This window comes from Acinetobacter sp. BD54 (assembly GCF_044778325.1).
GTDB lineage: Bacteria > Pseudomonadota > Gammaproteobacteria > Pseudomonadales > Moraxellaceae > Acinetobacter > Acinetobacter baumannii.
This window is the reverse complement of sequence record NZ_JANJEP010000006.1, coordinates 211,448-230,490: the sequence shown is the minus strand read 5'-3', so window position 1 is coordinate 230,490 and position 19,043 is coordinate 211,448. Positions and strand designations below refer to the sequence as shown.

The window sequence follows — 19,043 nt, the reverse complement described above, 5'->3', positions numbered from 1 at the left end:
GTGTCATGTCAAGTCTTTTTAAAAATTAATTAAATTCGCCAGAGAGCAATAAAATTTTAGTTTGCATTAAAAATAGAACTGTGTTCTATTAGATAGAACGCCTCTGCGTTGTATGTAAAAATATTCTTGTGCAATAGGAAATGTAAGCATATGAGCCATTCAAAGGACATCGATATATTGGTGAGTGAGGTTGGACCTCGCGATGGTTTGCAAAGTATTAAACAAACCATGCCAACCGATATGAAGAAAAAATGGATTTCAGCTTTAGCTCAAGCAGGATTAACTGAAATAGAAGTTGGATCTTTTGTATCTCCAAAATTGCTGCCACAAATGGCGGATTGTGGAGAGCTGGTTAAACACACTTTGACTTTAAAAGACGTATTCGTGACCGCTTTAGTTCCAAACCTAAAGGGCGCCGAAAATGCATTTAACGCAGGGGTTCAAAAAATTACGATCCCTGTCTCAGTGAGTGAACCTCATTCACTTTCAAATGTCCGTAAAACGCATGCTGAAGTTTATGAAGAAGTAAATTCAATTGTTCAGCTTAGAAATGAAAAATATCCCGAAATATTAATAGAAGCAGGTCTATCCACAGTTTTCGGCTGCACCATTCAAGGTGTAGTTACAGAAAATGAAGTCCTCACGATGGCCCAACGAATGGCCCAATTAGGTGTAGATGAGATTGGCCTAGCAGATACGGTTGGATATGCAAATCCTGTTCAAGTCCGTAGTCTATTTAAAAAATTAAAACAGGAAGTCGGTAATTTAGCGGGTAGCGCCCATTTTCATAATACGCGTGGACAAGGTCTGGCAAATGTTTTAGCTGCAATTGAAGTAGGTGTGACTACATTTGATGCCTCACAAGGTGGGATTGGTGGTTGTCCATATGCACCCGGTGCATCAGGCAATATTGTCACTGAAGATTTAGTTTACCTGCTAGAAAGCATGGGATTACGCACTGGTATTGATATCGATCGACTTGTTGAAGCTCGTGAATGGTTAAAGCAAGGCATACCGGGAGAGCCACTTTACGGATTTATTCCAGATGCAGGCGTAGGTAAAAACTTCAAATATGCAAAGGACCAATAACATGAAAGATGATAAGAAACTTCCACTGGCTGGAATCCGAGTTTTAGAATTCGTACATATGGTTATGGGGCCTGCATGTGGTTTACTTCTCGCAGATTTAGGTGCTGAAGTCATTAAGATTGAACCATTGCCACAAGGTGACAACACTCGCAGACTTATGGGGTCAGGTGCTGGCTACTGGATGACTTACAATCGCAATAAAAAAAGTTTGTCAGTTGATATTAAAAGTGAAAAAGGAATGTCACTTATTAAGGATCTAATTAAAACAGCGGATGTTGTGATTGAAAACTTTAGACCCGGAGCGATGAAAAAACTAGGACTCGATTATGAAGGGGTTAAATCAATTAAGCCTGATATTATTTATGGTTCAATGAAAGGTTTTTTACCCGGTCCTTATGAACATCGGACTGCTTTGGATGAAGTCGTACAAATGATGACTGGGCTTGCGTATATGACGGGTCCAGTGGGACGTCCATTACGTGCTGGAGCATCTGTTAATGATGTGATGGGCGGAATGTTCTGCGCCTACTCAATCGTGGCAGCTTTATACCAACGCCAATTAACTGGCCAAGGTCAACTTGTTGAAACAGGTTTATTCGAAAATTCTGCATTTTTAGTTGCACAGCACATGATGCAAAGAGCGGTTACAGATAAGCCCGTCGCTCCAATGCCAAATCGTGTTTCAGCTTGGGCTGTATATGATGTTTTCAACACGAAAAATAATGAACAAGTCTTTATTGGTGTTGTAACGGACTCACAGTGGATTGCATTCTGTGATGCTTTTGGCTTAGAAAACCTAAAAAATAATCCGGATTTTGCTCAAAATAACCAACGTGTAAAAGCACGTGAGCAAATCCATCCCATTATTCGTGAGACGCTTAGCCAATTAGACAAAACAAAGGTAATGGAGCTATGTGAACAGGCTGGTTTACCTTTTTCTCCAATCCAACGCCCAGAAGATTTATTTGAAGATATTCACTTAAATGAATCAGGAGGGATGGGGAAAGTAGTTCTGGAAAATGGTAAGCAAGTAAAGGTTCCTTTATTACCATTTACGATGAATGGACAACGTTTCGGTGTTCGTCAAAATGTGCCAGAAGTGGGTGAAGATACCTTTGAAGTGCTTACCTCTTTAGGTTATGACCAAGCCAAAATCAAAGAACTTACTGATTCGCAAGTTATTAAATCTAACTAATTGCTAAAATGGGCTACAAACCATGTAGCCCATTTATTTCTTGAGACCTAAAATGAATTATGGTTTTTCTCTGCCAAGAGCATGGTCTGCTTAAGCTGTTTACGGTTGAAACCTAAAAACTCAATCACATTTCTAAACAATGCGGGTGCTTTCGCAATCGGGGTATTTATTTTAGGTACAACTGTCATATCTTTACGCCGTTCTATACTTTCAACTACACCCGAGATAACTTCTTCAATAGAGATATATTTCCAAATACCCGAGTTGCCTTTCCACACAGTTTTACCTGCTGGGTCATTTTGAATATTGTCCATTAATGGTGTTTTAAAGAAAGTTGGATGAAGGCTACCAACGCCTACATTTAAATATTTTAATTCTAGTCGAAGGCTATCGCATAAAGCCCAGACGCCTGCTTTACTCGAAGTATAGTGAGTGTTTAATGGGGAGTGGACGAAAGCTGCCATTGAAGATACAGCCAGTAAGTATCCCTGAGTTTGTTTTACATACTGTATAGCTGCGCGAAAAGTACGAAATACTCCAGTAAGGTTAATATCAATCGTTCTTTCAAAAGTTTCTGGTGCCATATGTTCTAGTGCTTCGGTTGAAGCTATGCCAGCATTTGCAATCACCACATCAATTTTACCGAAGTGTTGAGCTGCATTTGCCATAGCCGTTTCTAGGCTTTCCAAAGAGCGTACATCGGCTACCCAACCTGCGGCAATACTTTGTCCACCTAGCTGTTTTGCCTGACTTTCAACTTTGTTAAGGTCTAAATCTAGGAGTGCTAGTTTTGCGCCTTTGGCTTGTAATGCTTGGGCAATCGCAAGTCCTAGTCCACCTGTTGAACCTGTGATGACCACAACTTTATCTTTTAATTTGTACTTAGACATATCAGATTTCCAGACATTTTTATAAATGAGCTTTAAGTCAATGGATTATTTCTGGACAGGTTTAGATTCACTTTCAAGTTGTTGAAGTAATCCCTGCAATTTCTTGTGGCGGATAACCATTGCATCACTAGCTGCACTAAACATTCCGCGTAATATCGAGAACGGAACCCAGCGCACTGGAGCAAAAATCCGTGGCTGTCGGCGTTGTACACCTTTTACAATTGCTTGTGCCATATATTCCGGAGAAATAGGCTTGCGTAACCATGCCGGAAATGCTGCTTCAATCATCTTCGTTACAGTTGCATTACCCCCAAAGGCAACCTTAGCGATTGGTGTTGCTGTCCAGCCTGGATAGACAACACTAGCGGTTGCACCGGTATATGCAATCTCTGTACGGAGACAGCGTTCGAGCATTTCTACTGCCGCCTTTGAAGCCGCATATGGAGCATTTGCCATTCCATTGACGAAGCAATAAACAGAAGAGGTTATGAGGATTTGTCCTTTGTTACGGGTCACCTCTGGTAAGGCGGCACGGACTGTACGCCAGACACCCAGTAAATCAACCTCAACAATTTTATCGAACTCAGCTTCATCACAGCTAGCAATTGTCGAAGCACCATCACGCCATGAGATACCTGCATTGGCGAAAGCTATATCTAGGTGTCCAAAGTGTTTTATTGTTTTCTGGACTACATCTTTTGTGGCTACTGCATCAGTAACGTCTAGCGCTAATGGTAAAACACGAGACGCCTCAAATTCAGATGCAAGCTTTTCTACAGCTTCCTGTTGCATATCGGTGAGTACCAAGTTTGCACCTAATGCATAAAATTCACGGGCTGTTGCTGCACCAATCCCTCCAGCGGCTCCTGTAATTAAAACAACTTTTTTGTTCAGGTCATATTTCATGGTCTTTTTCCAAATATTTTAAATTTACTGTTACTTGACTGGAACGATGCGTTTAAGAAAGTCGATCTGATCACGAACAACACGCTCAAAAGCTTCTCCAACGTAAATTTCAAAATGACCATCGGCGTAGTGCTTAATTTCATGATTGGGTGTATGGCTTGCATGACGCAATGTTGTTTTTGAGGGGGCAACAGAGTCGGTATCACAGACACAAAACAATACGGGCGCTTGAATACGTGATGTCTTACGGCCCGGGTAATAGCGTATGATGTCGAGTACAAAACGTGCAGCGACATAGTTCGGAATATTTGAACCTGAAGGCATGAGTGCGAGATAGCCTGAATAAGCATCAGGTGCATTCATTAATGCTGTATGTCCTGATGGCGCTGCAAGAGGCACCATGACTGGCTTGGCGCCGAACAATGATCCAATCTTGTCTTTTAAAGCGAGTCCCGTGAGCTTGAGGGTCGTTATTGGGTTCATTGCCATGCTAGATGAGAAACCATCAGTGAAGGGGCATTGGGATATAACAGCAGCAAGTCGGTTATCATCAGCAGCTGTTGCCAGCACATGGCCTCCACCAAAAGAAGTCCCCCATATAACGACGCGGTTTGGGTCAATTTTGTCTAGGCTACGTGCATAGGCAATGGCAGCTTTCCAGTCTTCGAGCTGACTTTTTATATCTAGTAATTGTCGAGGTTGTCCTTCGCTATCACCAAAATAGCGATAATCAAACACTAAACAAGCATAACCCTCTGCCACAAAGCGCTCTGCAAAAGCTGTTAAACGCATTCTTCGAGTACCACCCAGACCGTGCGCCATTACAATAATTGGTGTAGTGGCCTCGGTCGCTGGACGATATAAATAGGCGCTGCATTTCATGCCATTTGAATTAAACTGAACATCAAGTGGTGCTTGGGGCACATTATTTAGACTTTTACCCATTGTATTTTTCTCAATATTGGCTATAACGCTATCTTCTAAAAAATAATGAGATAGGGCTTGATGAAAGCTGCCATATTGCTTGACACTTTGCGCCAAAATTTGGATTGAGCAGGTATTTTTAGTTATTTGCTTTTGCTTGAAAGCTTTAAGTACACTAATTGATAATTGGCGCCAAATTAGAACTATACGAAATGAATGGATTGAATAAGCCGTTGTATAGAAGAAGGATTTCTGAAATCTATGTTCAGTTATTATTTGAATATCTGGAAAAACTAGGACATGACCCAGAAAAGGTGCTGGGTGAACCATGGCCTAAAGCAGATTCAAATCATTTAGAAGGCGTAGATATCGATCATTGGGAAAGTCTTCTCATTATTGCTAAAGATTATTTAAATGACCCTTTCATTGGTTTACATGTGGGGCAAACCATTACAGCTCAGCATCTGGGTGTATTAGGGTCAGTATTTCTTGCTTGTGAAAATCTGCGGGCGGTTTTAGAAAGGTTTGAACGATATCAGCGGCTTGTCTATGATGTTTATCCTGCCACTGTTCGTATTTATACTGAATATGTAGAGCTTTCATGGGATACAAAAGGTGAGCAAGTCGGCCCTTTATCGGATGAAACTGGCCGTACCGTTATAGTTCAGTTTTGCCGTAGTCTCATTAGAGGAAAAGAAAGACTTAAAGAAATACATTTTATTCATGAACGGCCTGAAAATGTTCAGCCTTATGAGGAGTATTTTGGTTGTCCTGTGCTTTTTGAGCAACCCGTGGCACTTATGCGTTTTGGTAAGGAAATCTTAAGTCTACCGCTTAAAAACTCCGACGCGGCCTTAGTTGCCATACTAGAAAAACATGCTGACAAGTTACTGGCAAGTCTGCCACATATTGATGAAATTACAGATCAAGTTCGTAAACAGATTGCTTATTTACTTCATCAAGGCGAACCAACTATTGAACAGCTTGCAGAGCGATTAAATTATTCACGTAGAACCTTGCAACGCCGTTTAACCGAGGCAGGTACGAATTTTCGGAAAGAATTAAATACTGTTCGTTACGAATTGGCAAAATCGTATTTAAAGGATCTAAGGCTACAAATTGTAGAAATAGCCTTACTGTTAGGTTATGCCGAGCACAGTCCATTTACACGGGCTTATAAAGAGTGGTCGGGTAAAACACCACAACAAGCTAGAGAAGAAATGAATGAGTTAAGGTAGAACTTTCATACTATAAGTTCTACCTTTTAAGTCTATACAAATGCTTTAAAAAAGATATGCAGATGTTTTGAGTGTTCATTCATCATTTAATGCACATTCAAAATTACTTGGGTTTTCTTTACATCTTACTTTTTTCAAAAAGTTCATCATTTTTGGGTCGTAGATACCTGCTTTGGTTAGCTGTATACGAGCCTCGCGCATCATTTTCATATAGTTTAATTGTTCATTTTTAGGAATATCCATCCAATATTTTGAAGGAATATCACTTTCATATTTAGCAATAATGCCAAACGTTCTATTGAGTTGGCTGGCTACCCAAGTTCGAGACTTTTGCCCAAAACCCGCAGGGAATTGGTCTTTACGAATAATGAAGTTTGCTGAAATTTGAGTCAAAGGAAAACGAACAATTGCTCCTTTCTCACCTAAACCTTTGTAGAGTTCAAAAGGTTTAAACGCAACAATAGGAGCGGGCACAATATCAATTTCATGGTTATTAAATTTTGCACCGGCATTGGTAACGTCTACCGATATAGCCTGACCCCCGACATGTTGAACAAGCTTTGGTTGGGCTTCATCGTATTTAAATACCCCAATTTTTTTACCGGCAGCTTTGGCGAGAGTATTTATACTTCTATCATTTACAAATAAATAGGCTGGACCAATTGTGCCTAAACCTGCAATTTCATAAGGACCTACCACCATGTTCTTTGCGGCCATGGGTGAGGACAATAGCTTATAGGCATTAATCGCCGTTTTCATATTTGTTAATGCACCAACAGCATCTAAAGATCCTGTATATTTATTAAACTGACGGCCACGTAAACCGCTAATAATAGCGCCATCACATTTTCCAACTTTCAAATCTTCAGCAGCTACACGTTCATCAACATATGCTTTTAAAGATAGATCAGCTCCCCAATTTTTGGCTTCAAGTGCATAATCTTTGGCTAAAGCGAAAGCGTCTCCCGATTTACCAATTGGGTCAAACACACAGACGACTTGTTGTTTGGCGTAAAGAGTTGTTGTTAAACATGTACTTGTAATAAGTAAAATAGCTTTAAAACGATCCATATCTAGTTATCCATTATTTAAATTATAAAAATTATTTTATAAATCTTGGTAAGGTTAGATATGGCATTTCAATAAAAATTTTAAGTGAAAAAGTCAAAAGAGAACTTAGGGTCAGGAGGTTATTTAGTTATTCATAGGAATTTTTATGGTGAAAACACTTTTCGAGCCTTGATTGCTATATTGAATAGTGCCTTTCAGTGCCACAATAATTGCATGTACAACAGCAAGACCTAAACCTGTGCCGCCAAATTCTTTATTCCTTGATTCTTCTAATCTAAAGAAAGGCTTAAATAAATCGTCCTGGAACTCGGTTGCAATGCCGGGGCCTTCATCCTCAATTTTTAATATCCAGTTTTGTGATACCACTTCCGAGGAAATTTTAAGTTTGCCTGCATTTGAATAGCGAATCGCATTATCAATTAAAGCAATTAAAACTTGCTCAATACGACGGCGGTCGCAATATACAGGAGTGGACGTTAGGTCAAGTTCTGGTACTAGCTTAGCTTGATCCAAACGGTCTTCAAATGCTTTAAGAACTTTTTCAACTACCGCCTTAAAGTCAAACAATTCATAATTTAACCGGAGTTGCTGGTTCTCTACTAAGCTTAAAGTCCGTAAGTCTTCGACTAAGTGAGATAAACCTTCAACTTGATTTAAAAGACTTTTAAATAGAACTTCATCAGGTTTAAAAACGCCGTCGATGATGCCTTGTAAACGGCCTTGTAAGATCGTTATAGGCGTTCTTAACTCATGTGCGATGGCCGCATTCCAAACCTGCGCATTTTTGACGGAAACCTCTAGCTTTTGAGCCATATCATTAAAATTATATAAAAGCTCCGACATTTCGGCGGAGTGAATTCTATTATCGTAAGCTCTAGCAGAGAGGTCGCCGTGACTAATTTTTTTTGCTGCTTCGGCTAAGAAGTTAATTGGCACAATAAAACGCTTTGCGAGGCGCATGCCAATCACTAATGAAATAATACAGCCGCAAAAGATAACAGTGGCTAACCAAATCCAGTCTACAAAATGAAAACTGGTCCAATCTTCTTGTTGAAATGAGCTTAAACTAATCCAGCCTTTTTCAATTGCATAGTTATAAATGACATAACCCAGTACTACTGAAAATAGCGTAACGCTTAAATTCACAATAGTTAAGGCAATAAAAAGTTGCTTACTAATTCCTAACTTACTTTTCATAAAATATTCCCTAGCTATTTTTTAATATTATTTAGGCGTCATCTTTTACAGCTAGGGGATTATCTAGCCTATATCCCACGCCACGCACATTAATTAACATTTGAAATATGCCTTGTTCTTCTAGTTTTTTTCTCAGCTTACTTACATGGCTATCTACGGTTCGCTCTAGTGCATCGCTATCATTCATGCATTGATTCATAAGTTCTCCGCGCGTAAAAACTTTATGAGGCTGGTCAATCATGAATGAAATAATTTTATATTCAGTCAGCGTCAGATTAAGCAAGATCTTCTTATTCTCAGAGTGTATATAAACGCTATGAGTGTCGGTATCAATTTCAATATTTTTATAGATTTTATTCTTATTAGTTGCCTTGTTTGCAAATTGAGTTCTTCTTAAGACTGCTTGAACTCTAGCGACGACTTCATTTGGATTAAAAGGCTTCACCACAAAGTCATCTGCACCTATGCGTAATGCCATAACTTTATCAATATCTTGATCTAGCGCCGTCAACATGATCACGGGAGTCTGAGCTTTTTGGCGTATTTTATTTAATACTTCCCAACCGTTTAATTCGGGTAATTTAATATCAAGTAATATTAAATCGATGGGTTGGCTAGCGTGCAATTCAATCGCTTGCTTTCCATTCATAGCCCGAATAACACTCATGCCTTCACGTTTTAAATAATTTTCAATAATGTCGCCAATATCGTAGTCATCTTCTACCACAAGAATAACTTTATCTTGGCAATCAAAAGAAAAAGAATGATCAAACATAGAAAATCTGGCTATAGAAAGTGCTTCAACTCATCATACGCCAAATTATCGGTATTTCTCCACACTTACTCCACACTTTAGTGATTATCCCTACACACTCATCAAAAATAATACGAACATCAAAAACTCACTAGGTTTGGACAGTATGCAAAAGCATCTTTTACTTCCTTTATTTTTATCTATTGGGCTGATATTACAGGGGTGTGATTCAAAAGAAGTCGCTCAAGCTGAGCCACCACCGGCTAAAGTCAGTGTATTAAGCATTCAACCGCAATCGGTAAATTTTAGTGAAAATCTTCCTGCACGTGTACATGCATTCCGTACGGCGGAAATCCGTCCGCAAGTCGGAGGTATCATTGAAAAGGTTCTATTTAAACAAGGTAGTGAAGTTAGAGCAGGGCAAGCCTTATATAAAATTAATTCCGAGACTTTTGAGGCTGATGTAAATAGCAATAGAGCTTCTCTCAATAAAGCTGAAGCTGAGGTGGCAAGACTCAAAGTTCAGTTAGAACGTTATGAGCAGCTATTACCAAGTAATGCAATTAGTAAGCAAGAAGTAAGTAATGCTCAAGCTCAGTATCGTCAGGCTCTAGCCGATGTGGCTCAAATGAAAGCATTGCTGGCCAGACAAAACTTGAATCTGCAATATGCAACAGTTCGAGCGCCTATTTCTGGGCGTATTGGGCAATCTTTTGTCACTGAAGGTGCATTGGTCGGTCAGGGCGATACCAATACGATGGCAACTATTCAACAGATTGATAAAGTCTATGTTGATGTTAAGCAATCAGTTAGTGAGTATGAGCGCTTACAAGCTGCGCTACAAAGCGGTGAATTATCAGCAAATAGTGACAAAACCGTTCGTATTACCAATAGCCACGGGCAACCTTATAACGTCACAGCAAAAATGTTGTTTGAAGATATTAATGTTGACCCGGAAACGGGCGATGTCACATTCCGTATTGAAGTTAATAACACTGAACGAAAATTACTTCCGGGCATGTATGTGCGTGTCAATATTGATCGTGCTTCTATTCCTCAAGCGCTATTGGTTCCGGCGCAAGCGATCCAACGTAATATCAGTGGCGAGCCTCAGGTATATGTCATCAACGCCCAAGGTACAGCGGAAATTCGTCCTATCGAAATTGGACAGCAATATGAGCAGTTCTATATCGCTAACAAAGGCTTGAAAGTCGGTGACAAAGTCGTTGTTGAAGGTATTGAGCGTATTAAGCCAAATCAAAAATTGACATTGGCAGCATGGAAAGCACCAGCCGTCGCAAATCATGCTTCAAGTGTAGAAACCAAAACTTCTATAGCTGAGGGAGCACAACCATGATGTCACAATTTTTTATTCGTCGCCCCGTTTTTGCTTGGGTTATCGCGATCTTCATTATTATATTTGGATTGCTGAGTATTCCTAAACTGCCAATTGCACGTTTTCCAAGTGTGGCCCCGCCACAGGTGAATATTAGTGCGACTTATCCTGGTGCTACAGCTAAAACCATTAACGATAGCGTTGTAACCTTAATTGAGCGCGAATTATCGGGTGTAAAAAATCTACTCTACTATAGTGCGACAACAGATACTTCCGGTACAGCAGAGATTACCGCTACGTTTAAACCGGGCACAGATGTGGAAATGGCTCAGGTCGACGTTCAAAATAAAATCAAGGCTGTAGAAGCTCGCTTGCCGCAAGTTGTACGCCAGCAAGGCTTACAGGTTGAGGCTTCATCGTCCGGATTTTTAATGCTGGTCGGGATTAACTCTCCAAATAATCAATATTCCGAAGTTGATTTGAGTGATTATTTGGTTCGAAATGTTGTAGAAGAGCTAAAACGTGTCGAAGGTGTAGGGAAGGTTCAATCTTTCGGTGCCGAGAAAGCTATGCGTATTTGGGTCGACCCGAATAAGCTTGTTTCTTACGGTTTATCGATTAGTGATGTGAATAATGCCATTCGTGAAAATAATGTCGAAATTGCACCCGGCCGACTTGGTGATTTACCAGCTGAAAAAGGCCAGCTCATTACTATTCCGTTGTCGGCTCAAGGGCAATTGTCTAGTCTCGAGCAATTTAAAAATATCAGCTTAAAAAGTAAAACTAACGGAAGCGTAATTAAGTTATCTGATGTTGCCAATGTAGAAATAGGTTCACAAGCATATAACTTTGCCATTTTGGAAAATGGTAAGCCTGCTACCGCGGCAGCAATTCAATTAAGCCCGGGTGCTAACGCCGTGAAAACTGCCGAAGGTGTTCGAGCAAAAATTGAAGAATTGAAGCTAAATTTACCGGAAGGCATGGAGTTTAGTATTCCTTACGACACCGCGCCGTTTGTCAAAATTTCAATTGAAAAGGTAATACATACATTACTTGAAGCCATGGTTCTGGTTTTCATTGTGATGTATCTATTTTTACATAATGTCCGCTATACGCTTATTCCAGCGATTGTGGCGCCTATTGCCTTACTCGGTACTTTTACCGTGATGTTGCTTGCCGGCTTTTCAATTAACGTACTCACCATGTTCGGTATGGTACTTGCCATCGGGATTATTGTCGACGATGCCATTGTTGTCGTTGAAAACGTAGAAAGGATTATGGCGACAGAAGGATTATCGCCTAAAGATGCAACCTCTAAAGCAATGAAAGAGATTACCAGCCCGATTATTGGTATTACGCTGGTATTGGCGGCAGTATTTTTACCTATGGCATTTGCGAGTGGTTCTGTAGGGGTAATCTATAAACAGTTTACCTTGACCATGTCAGTATCTATTTTATTTTCAGCGCTATTGGCACTCATTTTAACACCTGCACTTTGTGCCACGATCTTAAAGCCAATCGATGGGCATCATCAGAAGAAGGGCTTCTTTGCATGGTTTGATCGTAGTTTCGATAAAGTCACTAAAAAGTATGAATTGATGCTGCTTAAAATTATCAAACATACAGTTCCAATGATGGTGATCTTTTTAGTAATTACCGGTATTACCTTTGCCGGAATGAAATATTGGCCAACAGCATTTATGCCAGAGGAAGATCAAGGCTGGTTCATGACTTCGTTCCAACTACCTTCAGATGCAACTGCAGAGCGTACTCGGAACGTAGTCAATCAATTTGAAAATAATTTGAAAGATAATCCCGATGTAAAAAGTAATACCACCATTTTGGGATGGGGTTTTAGTGGTGCAGGACAAAATGTAGCTGTGGCATTTACGACACTTAAAGACTTCAAAGAACGGACTAGCTCTGCATCCAAGATGACAAGCGACGTTAATTCTTCTATGGCGAACAGTACGGAAGGTGAGACCATGGCCGTATTACCACCCGCTATTGATGAGTTAGGTACTTTTTCAGGTTTCAGTTTACGTTTACAAGACCGCGCTAACTTAGGTATGCCTGCTTTACTGGCTGCTCAAGATGAACTTATGGCAATGGCAGCCAAGAATAAAAAGTTCTATATGGTTTGGAATGAAGGGTTGCCACAAGGTGACAATATTTCTTTAAAAATTGACCGTAAAAAGCTTAGTGCACTTGGTGTTAAGTTTTCTGATGTTTCAGACATCATTTCTACCTCGATGGGTTCAATGTATATCAATGACTTCCCTAATCAAGGACGTATGCAACAAGTCATTGTACAAGTTGAGGCTAAATCACGTATGCAATTGAAAGATATCTTGAATCTGAAAGTCATGGGTTCAAGCGGTCAATTAGTCTCGTTATCAGAAGTTGTAACGCCACAATGGAATAAGGCACCACAACAATATAATCGTTATAACGGACGACCATCTTTGAGTATTGCTGGTATTCCTAACTTCGATACGTCATCGGGTGAAGCAATGCGTGAAATGGAACAACTGATTGCGAAATTACCGAAAGGTATTGGCTACGAGTGGACAGGTATTTCCTTACAGGAAAAGCAGTCTGAATCACAAATGGCCTTTTTACTTGGTTTATCCATGTTAGTTGTCTTCCTTGTCTTGGCTGCACTCTATGAAAGCTGGGCAATTCCACTTTCTGTGATGCTGGTTGTGCCACTCGGTATTTTTGGAGCAATCATTGCCATTATGTCTAGGGGGTTAATGAATGATGTGTTCTTCAAAATCGGGCTAATTACCATTATTGGTCTATCGGCAAAGAATGCGATTTTGATTGTTGAATTTGCGAAAATGCTGAAAGAAGAAGGCATGAGTTTGATTGAAGCCACTGTTGCCGCAGCCAAACTTCGCTTACGGCCAATCCTGATGACATCACTTGCATTTACGTGTGGTGTAATTCCTTTGGTGATTGCCTCAGGTGCAAGTTCAGAAACTCAACATGCTTTAGGCACAGGGGTTTTTGGTGGCATGATTTCAGCAACCATTCTGGCTATTTTCTTTGTTCCCGTGTTTTTCATCTTCATTTTGGGCGCCGTAGAAAAGCTATTTTCATCTAAGAAAAAAATCTCATCTTAAGTTCAATGCATCAGGGGAAATACCAATTTCCTCTGATGCATTTTTACTGATCTGAATGAGAGAATATTACTAACTAATAAATGTCAGCCATTTATAGTCTTTGGGGTTTTAAATTTATATAAAAAGTCAGACTAGCCTATATTTTTTTACAGCTCTAAATATTTTTTCAAATAATAACCTGTTAAAGATTTTTCTGCTGAAAGCAAACCGCTAACAGTTCCTGAGAATACCAATTCACCACCTTTGTCACCCGCCAAAGGACCAATATCAACAATCCAGTCGGCTTGACTTATGATGTCTAAGTTGTGTTCAATCACAATGATTGTGTTGCCTTTCTCAACTAAGTTATTTAATAAACTAATTAGTTTTTCAGTATCAGAAGGGTGTAGACCTGTACTCGGTTCATCCAATACAAAAATATTATCTGTTTCATTAATTTGTTTTGTGAGTTTTAACCTTTGACGCTCACCACCCGAAAATGTATTTAAGCGTTGGCCGATTGCAATGTAGTCTAGCCCCAAACTCATCAAAGAATTAAATTGTTGCTGTAAAATTCGATCTTCAAAAAAGTTGCTTGCTTCTGCAACCGTCATTTTTAAAATTTCAGCAATATTTTTATCTTTATAAAGATATTTTAAAACTTCAGGTGCATATCCAGAACCATGACAAACATCACATGTCATTTCAATATCATCTAAAAATGCAAGTTCAACCCTTTCGATACCAGATCCTTTACATTGAGGGCAAGCACCTTCACTATTAAAACTAAAGAGCTTGGCACTTACTTTATTTGTTTTTGCAAATAGCTGACGAATCGGATCAAGAAGGTCAAGATAGGTCAATAAATTTGAGCGAATACTTGCAGTAATTGCAGATTGATCAACAACTTTTGTTTCAGGATATTGTTGTGGTAATACTTTACTTATTAATGTGCTTTTTCCTGAACCAGCGACTCCTGTAATAACGGTTAGACAGTTCTTAGGAATGTCGACATCAATATTTTTTAAATTGAATAAATGAGCATTTTTAATTGAAATCCATTCATTGCCCATACGTGGTTCTTTCTTATAGGTATTTGGCCTTCTAAAAAACGCACCTGTTAAACCTGATGAATTTTTTAATTCTTCAAAAGTTCCTTGGTAAATAATTTCACCGCCGTTGATACCAGAAAGAGGCCCCATATCAACGACATGATCAGCTGTCCTAATAAGATCAGGATCATGCTCAACCAATAAAACACTATTTCCCTTATCTCTAATTTTTTGAATAATTTTAATAATATTATCTAAATCTTTGGGGTGCAGGCCAATACTTGGTTCATCAAAAATATAGAGTAGGTCAACCAGACTATTACCCAAATGTTTAACCATTTTAATTCGTTGTGATTCTCCTCCCGACAATGTATTGCTGACACGGTTAAGGTTTAAATAGCTGAGTCCAACGAGATTTAAGTTATTGAGTTTATTTTTTATTTCGTGCAAAACGGTTTCAAATTTTTCACTTTTTATCGATTCGAGAAACTCTAAAAGCCTTGATACGGATAGGGCCGTACATTCCGCAATATTTTTACCGTTAATCTTACAAGATAAGGATTTTTGATTTAGCCGTTGTCCCTTACATAAGGAGCATTCTTTGATTGTAATAATTCGCTCAAGTTTATTTCTATAACGATTTCTTTCCTGTGCTTCACCTTTTAAAAAGTTACGCTCAAATCTGGGAATTAGTCCTTCATAAAGTGCGGTTTTTCTCCATTTACTTGTCGGGTTTAAAGGCTTGTGCTGAGGAGCATACAAAAATAAGTCCCATTCTTTTTCACTATAATCTTTTAATTTTTTATCTAAATCAAAGTAACCTGAATCTGCATATCGCGTCCAACGCCATGCTGTAGGTTGATAAGTAGGGAAGTCTATAGCACCTTCTTCATTTAAGGATTTATCTAAATCTAATATTTTGTAAATATCAATTGTTTGCTCGATTCCAATACCTTCGCATTGTGGACACATGCCATTTGGATGATTAAAAGAAAAGACATTAGAGTATCCAACAAACGGCTCACCCATACGTGAAAATAACAAGCGAAGATTGGCATAAATATCTGTAATTGTTGCAACAGTTGAGCGAATATTGCCCGTTAAAGGTTTTTGATTAATAATCACAGGTACATTTAAATTTTCAATTTTATCAACGTCAGTAACACCAAAATGTTGCAAGCGATTACGTACAAAACTATCTTGAGTTTCATTAATTTGTCTTTGAGCTTCTGCGCCAATAGTCTCGAAAACTAAAGAAGATTTACCTGAACCAGAGACTCCAGTAAAGACAACGATTTTATGTTTAGGAATCTTCAATGAAATATTTTTAAGGTTATTTTGTCTGGCACCATAAATATTTATTGTTCTTTTAGTCATGTGTGATCACTTGAAATCAAAGATTTAGCGTAAAGATAAGGTAAAATTGATGAGAAGGATGTATATGTTTCTTAAGAAAATAGTTTAAATATTTAACTTATAAGCCTTTTCCATATATCAATAAGCAATAAGGGCACTGAAGAACAAGTTTTATGAATAAACACATTGTATAAAGTTCATGTTGTCAGATTTTGCTAACAGATTAAATTAGATTAATAGGGTTAAGGTTGACCCAAACAAGTAATAGAGAATTTCTTAAATTTGTTATGAATTAAATTAAATAAAGTTTTGCTGCATGTCTAGGAGTGAACTTATACCTAATCAATTTGTGGTGGATTACAGTAAAGGTCAAATGTAGCTAGAGCAACAACACAGAGTAAGCAAAGCCTTATATATGGTAGGTTTCCAAATCCTTTATTTAACATAATATACATTATACGAACAATCGTATAATTCACCATTAAGCCTTTGATTCCATTGGGTTTTTCTTAGGAACTGGCTTAACACTAAACACCTGCATTTGTGCTCCAAACTTAGTTTGTTGCTCTGTGAATTCGATTTCTACTTCTTGAGCGTTGTCAGCACATTCCTCAAGGATTGCCTGAATTTGTTCAACTGGCATCATTCCTGGCATTGCACTTAAGTTATATTTCACTGGTGACAATACGGTCGTAGATAAATAAGCCTTAGATTCACCATTTTTCTCAGTACGGTAAACGGTTGGAAAAATTGTGCGTTTATTAAATGAAACTTGCATGGTTAAAGCCTCCTCAGGCAACTAGATGTAACCCACGTTTGGGTGTGTATTGTGAAACTGGTTGAACGTAATCTGGTGGTAATTGATCAGCCATCTTAAGTTCGAATAAACGTACAAATGGAATGACTTTACCGTTTGGATTCTTATGTAAATTCTGTAGATGAGAACGGCTAATACCGCAGCTAATAAGCTCTCTTTCACGTTTATAGAAACGTGATTCCAAATGTCTGGACTTTACTTTTTTATAACCATCAATACGCAATGATCGATAGAAATCAAAGGCGTTATAAGCCTTGGTATAACTAGGATTACCTTTCTTGGTATAGGTAACCAATTTAGATTTAAGTAAAGCTTCTAATTCATCATCACTTGCGAAATTCATATATTCACCCTCCATTGTCTTAAGGATTGGGTCAAACGCTACGTGCCAGAGGCGTAGCAATAATTCTGGCTGTTCATGTTGCAGCTTAATAAGCTGAAATAAATTCGATGGATAACCATTCTTGGTTAAATAAGTCTTACAAATACGAGCTTCTAGACGTAAAACAGCATTAGCAAATTGCAAAGCACCATTCATAGCAATAACAAGCGATTTAGAGCGCATACAACCCTTATCTGCTTTCTTCTGAATCTTATTTAGTTGGCTTTTAACTTCTTCAAATTTGCCATATGCCTTAGGACGTACACTTGCTGAATCATTACCCCAAGTAATGTAATTATCATATTTAACTTCACGGGCTTTACGGTGACCCGAAGCCAAGTTAGCCATATAGTCCAAAGTTGGCTGAACCATATTCTGATGAGGCAATCTAAATAAATATGTCGTATCTAGATGTAAAACCTCAGTATTGGGTAAATCCAAAATTGGGGCTAACTGGGGAAAGGCTTCGAGTAACATGCCAAGCATATGATCGGAGCCTAATTCGATAGACTCAAAACCATACACATTGTGACCTTGTAACAACTTCAATGGAGATGCCTTAATCTCAACATAAGGCGGTGTATTCATTGTATTTGTATAAAATTTAACAGCCATATCTGTATAGTCAGATGGAAGTGACTCATACGGATGGTAAAGCTCCCCTGTTATAGTTTGACCATCATCGGTCTTAGAAACATGGCGAGTAGCAGCAGGAATACCATAATCACGAATATCACCATTAAACCAATGATGATTATCAAGACTACGTACATACGTAGGAATGATCGGAATCGCTAACCGCAGAAAATCAAGCATAGCAATTACCCAGATATATGAACTTCTAATACTTGTTGTATGCTCATAAAATTCCCCAATAATTATCGCATTTAATAGAATTAAAATCTCTTTAAATAGATATTAATCTAATATATGAGAACTGTAAACAAAGGAAATCTAATATATGAGAAATAATTGTTATAAAATTGACGAAAGTGAAAAAGGTCATGAAATGAACAGTATAGGCGAACGTATAGAAAAAAAATGTAAGGAACTGAATATCAGCATTCCTGAACTAGCAAATATCGCTGGAGTAAATTACAAGACCCTAAAAAGAAACATGACCGCCGAAGACCCAAACCCTACATTGCAGCACTTAAAGAGATTAAGCATAGCTTTAGGTATGAGTATCGATAATCTTGCATTTGGCGAAGAAGGAAGCACAGATGAAGAAATCGCTATCATTCTTAACGACCTAAAAAATATAGAAAAAGAAGATAAAAAAAGAATCTTATATATGGTTCGAATGATGATTGCCGAAAGCAAAAATAGGAAATGAAAATGGATATTCTAGAAATAGAAGAAAAAATAGGAAAAGTATTTAATAAAACCACTCCTACTGGCAGACTATCAAAAGTAAAGACAAGAAATCTAACAAGTTTTTTATGCGTACTTGTCATGATTGGAATAGAAAAAATAAAAAAAGATCATGATGAAAAAACATTTAAAAAATATATGAATGAACTAAAAAAGTGTGGAATAACAGAGAAATATATAAGAGAAGAACATGAGAAAGAAAGATTTAAAAGAAAGAGCCAGAAAGTAGAATATGTAGAACTTGTATTTGATTTAAATAATCAAGTACCAGAAGGATATATTCCTCCAGAAGGCCAATACAATATAGAAGAAATAATAGGCAAAAAGATCAAAATATGATCAATAAATCGCCTAA

General features: G+C 38.3%; 16 protein-coding genes. 7 read left to right on the top strand and 9 right to left on the bottom strand.

Going from position 1 to position 19,043, the window contains the following annotated elements:
* The first annotated feature begins 150 nt into the window (after positions 1–150).
* A complete protein-coding gene (locus NQ782_RS12135) occupies positions 151–1,089 on the top strand; it encodes a hydroxymethylglutaryl-CoA lyase (RefSeq protein ID WP_057094242.1) in 939 nt (312 codons plus the stop codon).
* 1 nt (position 1,090) lies between these two features.
* Complete coding sequence (locus NQ782_RS12130) at positions 1,091–2,284, top strand: CaiB/BaiF CoA-transferase family protein (RefSeq protein ID WP_000650722.1); 1,194 nt, start codon at positions 1,091–1,093, stop codon at positions 2,282–2,284.
* A gap of 47 nt (positions 2,285–2,331) precedes the next feature.
* Here NQ782_RS12130 and NQ782_RS12125 read toward each other — a convergent pair whose 3' ends face one another.
* From NQ782_RS12125 to NQ782_RS12115, 3 genes are read right to left on the bottom strand one after another with little or no spacing between them, the layout of a single operon-like run.
* Positions 2,332–3,174 (bottom strand): SDR family NAD(P)-dependent oxidoreductase, encoded by an 843-nt coding sequence (locus NQ782_RS12125; RefSeq protein ID WP_057094240.1) that lies wholly within the window; start codon positions 3,172–3,174, stop codon positions 2,332–2,334.
* A 45-nt stretch (positions 3,175–3,219) separates the two neighbouring features.
* Positions 3,220–4,080 (bottom strand): SDR family NAD(P)-dependent oxidoreductase, encoded by an 861-nt coding sequence (locus tag NQ782_RS12120; RefSeq protein WP_057094238.1) that lies wholly within the window; start codon positions 4,078–4,080, stop codon positions 3,220–3,222.
* 30 nt (positions 4,081–4,110) lie between these two features.
* Entirely contained in the window at positions 4,111–5,025 is a 915-nt protein-coding gene (locus NQ782_RS12115; RefSeq protein WP_032059833.1) for an alpha/beta hydrolase, read from the bottom strand.
* Between the two features lie 191 nt (positions 5,026–5,216).
* Here NQ782_RS12115 and NQ782_RS12110 point away from each other — a divergent pair, with 191 nt between their 5' ends.
* The gene (locus NQ782_RS12110) at positions 5,217–6,242 is read left to right on the top strand and encodes an AraC family transcriptional regulator (protein ID WP_057094236.1); all 1,026 of its coding nucleotides are present in this window, start codon (positions 5,217–5,219) and stop codon (positions 6,240–6,242) included.
* Between the two features lie 75 nt (positions 6,243–6,317).
* Here NQ782_RS12110 and adeT1 read toward each other — a convergent pair whose 3' ends face one another.
* The 3 genes from adeT1 to adeR form a co-directional block, all read right to left on the bottom strand.
* A complete protein-coding gene (adeT1, locus tag NQ782_RS12105) occupies positions 6,318–7,313 on the bottom strand; it encodes a putative multidrug efflux protein AdeT1 (protein WP_057094234.1) in 996 nt (331 codons plus the stop codon).
* A gap of 123 nt (positions 7,314–7,436) precedes the next feature.
* Positions 7,437–8,510, bottom strand: coding sequence for a two-component sensor histidine kinase AdeS (adeS, locus tag NQ782_RS12100; RefSeq protein ID WP_032031304.1), 1,074 nt, complete (start codon positions 8,508–8,510; stop codon positions 7,437–7,439).
* 31 nt (positions 8,511–8,541) lie between these two features.
* Complete coding sequence (adeR, locus tag NQ782_RS12095; RefSeq protein WP_016685949.1) at positions 8,542–9,285, bottom strand: efflux system response regulator transcription factor AdeR; 744 nt, start codon at positions 9,283–9,285, stop codon at positions 8,542–8,544.
* Between the two features lie 145 nt (positions 9,286–9,430).
* Here adeR and adeA point away from each other — a divergent pair, with 145 nt between their 5' ends.
* Together adeA and adeB are read left to right on the top strand one after the other, a co-directional pair.
* Positions 9,431–10,621, top strand: a complete 1,191-nt coding sequence (adeA, locus tag NQ782_RS12090) for a multidrug efflux RND transporter periplasmic adaptor subunit AdeA (RefSeq protein ID WP_064191312.1) — start codon at positions 9,431–9,433, stop codon at positions 10,619–10,621.
* A complete protein-coding gene (gene adeB, locus NQ782_RS12085; protein WP_086230968.1) occupies positions 10,618–13,728 on the top strand; it encodes a multidrug efflux RND transporter permease subunit AdeB in 3,111 nt (1,036 codons plus the stop codon). The genes adeA and adeB overlap by 4 nt, the downstream gene beginning before the upstream one ends.
* Before the next feature lie 146 nt (positions 13,729–13,874).
* On the opposite strand, the gene NQ782_RS12080 is transcribed toward adeB, so the two are convergent.
* The 3 genes from NQ782_RS12080 to NQ782_RS12070 form a co-directional block, all read right to left on the bottom strand.
* Entirely contained in the window at positions 13,875–16,136 is a 2,262-nt protein-coding gene (locus tag NQ782_RS12080) for an excinuclease ABC subunit UvrA (RefSeq protein WP_031967104.1), read from the bottom strand.
* A gap of 460 nt (positions 16,137–16,596) precedes the next feature.
* Complete coding sequence (locus NQ782_RS12075; RefSeq protein WP_034038088.1) at positions 16,597–16,893, bottom strand: hypothetical protein; 297 nt, start codon at positions 16,891–16,893, stop codon at positions 16,597–16,599.
* 13 nt (positions 16,894–16,906) lie between these two features.
* Positions 16,907–18,130, bottom strand: a complete 1,224-nt coding sequence (locus tag NQ782_RS12070; protein ID WP_057093603.1) for a phage/plasmid replication protein, II/X family — start codon at positions 18,128–18,130, stop codon at positions 16,907–16,909.
* 145 nt (positions 18,131–18,275) lie between these two features.
* Here NQ782_RS12070 and NQ782_RS12065 point away from each other — a divergent pair, with 145 nt between their 5' ends.
* Both NQ782_RS12065 and NQ782_RS12060 read left to right on the top strand, forming a co-directional pair.
* On the top strand, positions 18,276–18,650 hold the full coding sequence (locus tag NQ782_RS12065; RefSeq protein WP_001245401.1) for a helix-turn-helix domain-containing protein: 375 nt from the start codon (positions 18,276–18,278) through the stop codon (positions 18,648–18,650).
* A gap of 2 nt (positions 18,651–18,652) precedes the next feature.
* Positions 18,653–19,027: a hypothetical protein gene (locus tag NQ782_RS12060; RefSeq protein ID WP_024434471.1), complete on the top strand. Its 375-nt coding sequence runs from the start codon at positions 18,653–18,655 to the stop codon at positions 19,025–19,027.
* Positions 19,028–19,043 lie beyond the last annotated feature (16 nt).

Coding starts and splice junctions, on each gene's coding strand:
- NQ782_RS12135 (WP_057094242.1), top strand. CDS start 151: ATGAGCCATTCAAAGGACATCGATATATTGGTGAGTGAGGTTGGACCT.
- NQ782_RS12130 (WP_000650722.1), top strand. CDS start 1,091: ATGAAAGATGATAAGAAACTTCCACTGGCTGGAATCCGAGTTTTAGAA.
- NQ782_RS12125 (WP_057094240.1), bottom strand. CDS start 3,174: ATGTCTAAGTACAAATTAAAAGATAAAGTTGTGGTCATCACAGGTTCA.
- NQ782_RS12120 (WP_057094238.1), bottom strand. CDS start 4,080: ATGAAATATGACCTGAACAAAAAAGTTGTTTTAATTACAGGAGCCGCT.
- NQ782_RS12115 (WP_032059833.1), bottom strand. CDS start 5,025: ATGGGTAAAAGTCTAAATAATGTGCCCCAAGCACCACTTGATGTTCAG.
- NQ782_RS12110 (WP_057094236.1), top strand. CDS start 5,217: ATGAATGGATTGAATAAGCCGTTGTATAGAAGAAGGATTTCTGAAATC.
- adeT1 (WP_057094234.1), bottom strand. CDS start 7,313: ATGGATCGTTTTAAAGCTATTTTACTTATTACAAGTACATGTTTAACA.
- adeS (WP_032031304.1), bottom strand. CDS start 8,510: ATGAAAAGTAAGTTAGGAATTAGTAAGCAACTTTTTATTGCCTTAACT.
- adeR (WP_016685949.1), bottom strand. CDS start 9,285: ATGTTTGATCATTCTTTTTCTTTTGATTGCCAAGATAAAGTTATTCTT.
- adeA (WP_064191312.1), top strand. CDS start 9,431: ATGCAAAAGCATCTTTTACTTCCTTTATTTTTATCTATTGGGCTGATA.
- adeB (WP_086230968.1), top strand. CDS start 10,618: ATGATGTCACAATTTTTTATTCGTCGCCCCGTTTTTGCTTGGGTTATC.
- NQ782_RS12080 (WP_031967104.1), bottom strand. CDS start 16,136: ATGACTAAAAGAACAATAAATATTTATGGTGCCAGACAAAATAACCTT.
- NQ782_RS12075 (WP_034038088.1), bottom strand. CDS start 16,893: ATGCAAGTTTCATTTAATAAACGCACAATTTTTCCAACCGTTTACCGT.
- NQ782_RS12070 (WP_057093603.1), bottom strand. CDS start 18,130: ATGCTTGATTTTCTGCGGTTAGCGATTCCGATCATTCCTACGTATGTA.
- NQ782_RS12065 (WP_001245401.1), top strand. CDS start 18,276: ATGAGAAATAATTGTTATAAAATTGACGAAAGTGAAAAAGGTCATGAA.
- NQ782_RS12060 (WP_024434471.1), top strand. CDS start 18,653: ATGGATATTCTAGAAATAGAAGAAAAAATAGGAAAAGTATTTAATAAA.